At 57.0% G+C, this 5242-nt stretch carries 2 protein-coding genes and 2 pseudogenes; 2 read left to right on the top strand and 2 right to left on the bottom strand.

What is annotated here, in order from left to right:
* Nucleotides 1-51: 51 nt before the first annotated feature.
* Together B3187_RS10220 and B3187_RS10215 are read right to left on the bottom strand one after the other, a co-directional pair.
* Nucleotides 52-885, bottom strand: coding sequence for a 3-keto-disaccharide hydrolase (locus B3187_RS10220; RefSeq protein WP_286806232.1), 834 nt, complete (start codon nt 883-885; stop codon nt 52-54).
* 164 nt (nt 886-1049) lie between these two features.
* Entirely contained in the window at nt 1050-3950 is a 2901-nt protein-coding gene (locus B3187_RS10215; RefSeq protein WP_286806231.1) for a TonB-dependent receptor, read from the bottom strand.
* Between the two features lie 475 nt (nt 3951-4425).
* Between B3187_RS10215 and B3187_RS10210 the strand changes: the two are divergent.
* Together B3187_RS10210 and B3187_RS10205 are read left to right on the top strand one after the other, a co-directional pair.
* Nucleotides 4426-4728, top strand: a pseudogene (locus tag B3187_RS10210) (cellulose binding domain-containing protein); the annotation flags it as partial.
* A gap of 69 nt (nt 4729-4797) precedes the next feature.
* Nucleotides 4798-5242 (top strand): annotated as a pseudogene (locus tag B3187_RS10205) (carbohydrate-binding domain-containing protein); the annotation flags it as partial.

Raw genomic sequence — 5242 nt, 5'->3', positions numbered from 1 at the left:
TCAAGCGAGATGGTCAATGAGGGATGGCCGGTCACTCACCCCGGTGCATCATCAGTAAGTGCAGGCGTCCGGGTCGTTTGCCACAAAATAGGACTTGTAGTTGCTGGCACTGTCGTCCATGCAGCCCTTCAGGTTGAGCAGGCGCACCGAGCGGAATTCGATAGGGGCGCTTTCCGCCTGCAGTGCGATATAGCCCTCGTGCAGTAGCGTACCGTCATCCAGTTGCATGCCGCTGTACCGGATGACCTCTTCACCTTCCACCCGGTGAATCGCCAGGTCATTGCCGTGCACTTCCACTTCAGCGGTGACCCACTGATCGCCGTGATAGGTCTTGCTGGTCGACTCGATGATGTGATCCTCGCGCAGCTCGCCCTCATAAACCGCATGAGTACCCGGCGTTACCAGATTGGAGGTGTGGCGCTCATCGGTGCCGTTGCCACCGAGCAGTTGCACCTCCATGCAGGCGGGGTAGCCCTGGTCGATTGCCATTTCATACGGGGATTGGGCGTGATACATGATGCCGTTGTTGCGAATGGCCCACTCTGGCGCACCGGCGACCTGTTCGCCCACAAAGCGGTATTCCACCTCGATGCGGTAGTGGGAGAAGGGCTCCTTGTAAAAAATGTGGCCCCAGCGACCGTTCAGTTCATCGTATTGGTCATAACTGACCACGATCTTGCCGTCCTCCAGGCGGAAGGTGTTCAGGGTGTTTTCGCCCGGAGGAGAGCCGGCAATCTTGATGATCCAGTCATCCAGATCCTTGCCGTTGAACAGGTCGACCCATTCTTCCCGGTCGGCTTGATTGGGGGTGTTGGGTTGGCTGTTACAGCCGGTCATGACCGCAGTGGCCAATCCGATACAGAGCAAAGGTTGGGTCCAGCGCATTGGGGAGTGCCTCGTGTGTTTATGATTTATCGTACTGGGTGGGAATGATGCCAAATTTATTATGTAAAAACAAAGTTGCTATATAAAAAAGGCCGGTGAACGAATTCACCGACCAAGGTGTTACGTCCCCATCCCTGGGCAGGAGGTCTCAGCATCGCACCGCGTTAAAAGGAGCCGCGAATACCAAAGGTATAGGTGGCGCCGGGGTAGAAGGCGTCAAAGGTAATGCCTTCGTACTGATGCCAGGTGCCGACCGGTTCGTCGGTGATGTTGTAGGCATCGAAGGTGATGGTCAGGTTCTGCTCTTCAAGCACCGGCAGGCGATAGCTGCCGGAGAAGTCCACCTGGGAGCGGTCCATGGACTTGAGCTCGAACCCATTGGTGTACCCGGACACCGATCCATCCTGATGGTAGTAGGTCATACGAGCCTGCAGACGGTCGGTTTCGTAGAAGGCGGTGAAGTTGTAGGTCCAGTCGGAAATGCCGGTCACAATGGCATCCTCGTCACTGGCGCTCTGGTTAATGTGGGTGGCACTGGTGTCAAAGCCCAGGCCTTCCACAATAAAGTCGAGCGGCATTACCCAGATGGCTTCATAGCCAGATAGCGTGGTATAGCCATCCACATTACTGCGGGTACTCACCTGAGTCGTACACACGGTCGGGCCGCCACACTCGGCCAGTGCCTGCTCCCGGTCCTCGCCGATGTTGTTGATGTCCATGCCGTAGTTGGGCAGGTCCAGCCAGTCCACGGTCAGGGTGTCGGAGCGGGTGAACCCGGTCACTTCCTTGATGAAGTGAGTGAAACCGACATAGCCGGTATTTTCAAAATACCATTCACCGCCAATGTCGAAGTTGGTGGCTTCGAACGGTGTCAGGAAGGGGTTGCCGGCACGCACCGATTCGATACCGGAGCTGCCCCAGGCTGAGTTGGGGAACATGTCCGCCGGGTTAGCGCGGGTCAGGCTGCGCGAACCGCTCATGCGCACTTTGATATCGTCCCGCAGGTCGTACACCATACTGAACGAGGGCAACACTTTGCTGTAATCCGCCTTGGTTTCGCTCTGGTCGGTGCTCACCGTCTGTTCGGTATCCACCCAGCGAATACCGGCGTTGATGCGCAGCGGCCGATCATTCACCTGCTGCTCAACGTTGCCTTCCACATACAGGCCCAGCATTTCTTCACTGATGTTACCGACGGTCTGGCCAAACTGGTCGCCACTGGTTTTGATCGGCTCGAAGTCGTCATAGTTGGTGGCCTCCTTGATGCGCGCCCAGTCCACCTGGGCGATACCGGAGTACCCGTTATAGCCACTGATGTTGCTGCCCAGGTCGTCAACCAGTGATGGGCCGAGGTAGTCAGAGAAATTCAGGTCGGCATCGGAGCCGTCCACAAAATTTTCCTGAAACTCCTGCGTGCCGCCCCAGGCGTCCATGTTGCTGGAATTCTCATCCCAGGCCAGGCCGAACTTGATGCCGCTGACGTCGGCATCTTCGCCCCAGGCGAAGTCCGCATGGAAACCGTTGGTTTCGGTTACCCGGCGGTTGCGCTGGATACGGAACCGGTCGCCGAACTTCTCATTGTCCTGAATGACGCCGTCTTCGTTCTGGTCAAACTCCTGTTGCCAAGTCCAGCCAATATCGGGGCTGGCCGGGTCGAGACTGAAGTTGAACGAGGGCAGAGTGCCGGACACGGTGTACTGCATGGTCGCACCGGGGGACATATACAGCACATAAGGCTCGTCGCGATCGAATTCTGACTTGGTATAGCTCGCCGAGATGTCGGCCTTGAAGTCATCGCTGATCTGCCAGGCCATGCTGGGCATGAAACTGACAAAGTTCAGGTCTTCGGTGTACTGATGCGAGCCTACCCAGATGTGGGCGTTGTAAAAGGTTGCGTCGGTGACATAACCGTTCTCAACCGTGACATCTTCGGGGATGATGGCCGCCCCTTGATGCAGGTAGTTGCGCCGTCCCCACAGCATGGCTTCGGTACGGGTGAAGTCACGATCGGCCTGGGCATACATGGTGTCCAGGACGAACTCCATATCGTCATTGGGACGGAACTCCAGCGAGAGCAAGCCGGTCATCCGGTCGCGGTCGCCCACGGCGGTCATCGGACGGCCGAGATAGGGCAGCAGGGCGGTGTCCAGTGTCTCGGCGTCCAGACCAGAGGTGGCTACCGGATCGACCGGGTCACCCACTGCCACGCCGTCTTTGGCCGCCGCATAGTCCGGTGTGGCTTCAGGGCTCCAGAAAAAGTGGTTGAAGCCTTCGCTGCCTTCGACACAGGCCGAGTTGGTGCGCTCGGGGTTACTCCACTCGGCCACACAGCCGTCGGTGTAGAGCGCAACCGCTTCATAGCCGTCCACCCGGGAGCTTTTCTGCTCACCGGCCAGACCAAACAGCACGCCAAACTGTTCGTTGGAGTTGCTATACATGAACGAATACTTGGGGCTGACATCCTCGCTCAGCTCGCTATAGGCCCCTTCCAGGGAGTAACTGAAATGCTGGCCATCAAAGTCGGAAGGGCGCGCCGTGCGCATGTTCACATAACCGGATACCCCGCCTTCGAGCTGGCCGGCCGTTGCGGTTTTGGATACCGCCAGGCTGCTGAACAGCTCGGTGGGGAACAGGTCCAGGTCCACTTCGCGGTTGCGGTTACCGGAGGTCAGGCTGCCGGTAGAGGCCACCGCCATGGCATTGCCGTTGAGGGCAATTTTGGTAAAGCTCGGTCCCAGACCCCGCACAGAAATCTGCTGGCCTTCACCGGTCACTTCACGGTTGATCTTAACGCCGGGAATTCGGGCCAGGGACTCGGCCAGGTTCTGGCTGGGCATGTTGCCGATATCATCGGCGAAAATCACATCCGAGAATCCGTTGGAGTCCCGTTTGGCGTTGGTCGAGTTGAGCAGTGATCCGCGGTAGCCCGTGACGACCACCTCTTCAAGGCCGGTGGTGGCCGGGGCGGCCTCTTCATTGGCCTCCTGAGCCTGAGCAAAACTGGTGGCACCGATGGCAAGGCCCAGCAAACCCAGTTTGCTGAGGCGGAAGGTTGGGGTTTTCATGATGAACAATCTCCAAGCTGGCTTATCGTTATGAAAATTGGCGCATTATTCATTTCGCCCGAGAAGTGGGAGGGCGAAGTAAGACCGGTCAACTTATAGTCATCCGATCTCTAAGTCTTAAAGTAAGACATGTATACAAGTATGTCAATAGCCTTGACTGTGACTTATTGGGCAGTGCGAACGGGGAAATTGGCAGATTTCGTGATGCGTGGCACAAACCGGAGAAACAATAAAAGGATCAGGCGCCAACCCCTTAAGTTCAATTTGACAATATGTAGGTGCGGTAGTTAACTCCAGAAGACGCCTACGGATCGGCGGTACCCAATAGCGCTTAATAACCCGTTCTAATAATCAACAATCAGCGCTATTCACTTAAGTTGTTATTGAGTCGAACCTCCGTCGGTGAGCAGGCGTTTTCTTGCATTCATTTGCAACACTCCACATGCCAATAATGACTTGAAACAGGAGTTCGAAAATGACCCACTTACTACACAGAAAACTGATGTTGGGGGCGGCGTTATTTGTATCCGCCCAGGCGGCGCAGGCCATAACTTCCGGCTCCGCTGAGGCCACCTTGAATGTCGATAACCAGTGGGGCTCTGGCTACTGTGCCAGCGTCACCATCGACAATAATGGCGGTAGTGCCATCACGGACTGGACCGTCGGCCTGGATCTTAATGGCAGTAGCATCAACAACCTCTGGAACGGCAACCTGAGCGGAACCTCAGTGACTCCCGCTGCTCATAACGCCACCATTCAAGCGGGTAACAGCACCGGCTTCGGCTTCTGCGCCAACGGTGGCAGCATTGCGGAGTTGGCCTCCCTTGATGTGGCAGGGGGCGATGGATCGAGCAGCAGCTCCAGCTCCGACAGCTCCAGTAGTTCAAGCAGTTCCAGCAGCTCCGATGCCGGCGGTGACAACAGCGTGACCGTGCGCATGAGTGGCGTGACCGGCGACGAAAGCGTCAGCCTCGAAATTGGTGGCCAGACGATCGAAACCTGGACGTTGAGTGTCGGCATGCTGGATTACACCGTGAGCACCAACGCCACCGGAGAGCTTCGCGTGGCCTTTACCAATGATGAAGGTGATCGTGACGTGCAGGTGGACTATGTGATCGTCAACGGCGTCACCTACCAGGCGGAAGATCAACAGGACAACACCGGCGCCTGGGACGGAGAGTGCGGTGCGGGTTCCTATTCGGAAATGCTCCACTGCAGCGGTTCCATCGGCTTCGGCAACCCGTTTGATGGCAGCAGTTCGTCTTCCAGCTCCAGCAGCTCCTCCAGCTCCC

This window comes from Marinimicrobium sp. UBA4209, assembly GCF_002381585.1.
Taxonomy (GTDB): domain Bacteria; phylum Pseudomonadota; class Gammaproteobacteria; order Pseudomonadales; family Cellvibrionaceae; genus Marinimicrobium; species Marinimicrobium koreense.
This window is presented reverse-complemented; position numbering and strand designations above follow the sequence as displayed.

What these genes read in the sequence shown, in the direction of transcription:
- B3187_RS10220 (WP_286806232.1), bottom strand. Translation starts at nt 885, where the DNA reads ATGCGCTGGACCCAACCTTTGCTCTGTATCGGATTGGCCACTGCGGTC.
- B3187_RS10215 (WP_286806231.1), bottom strand. Translation starts at nt 3,950, where the DNA reads ATGAAAACCCCAACCTTCCGCCTCAGCAAACTGGGTTTGCTGGGCCTT.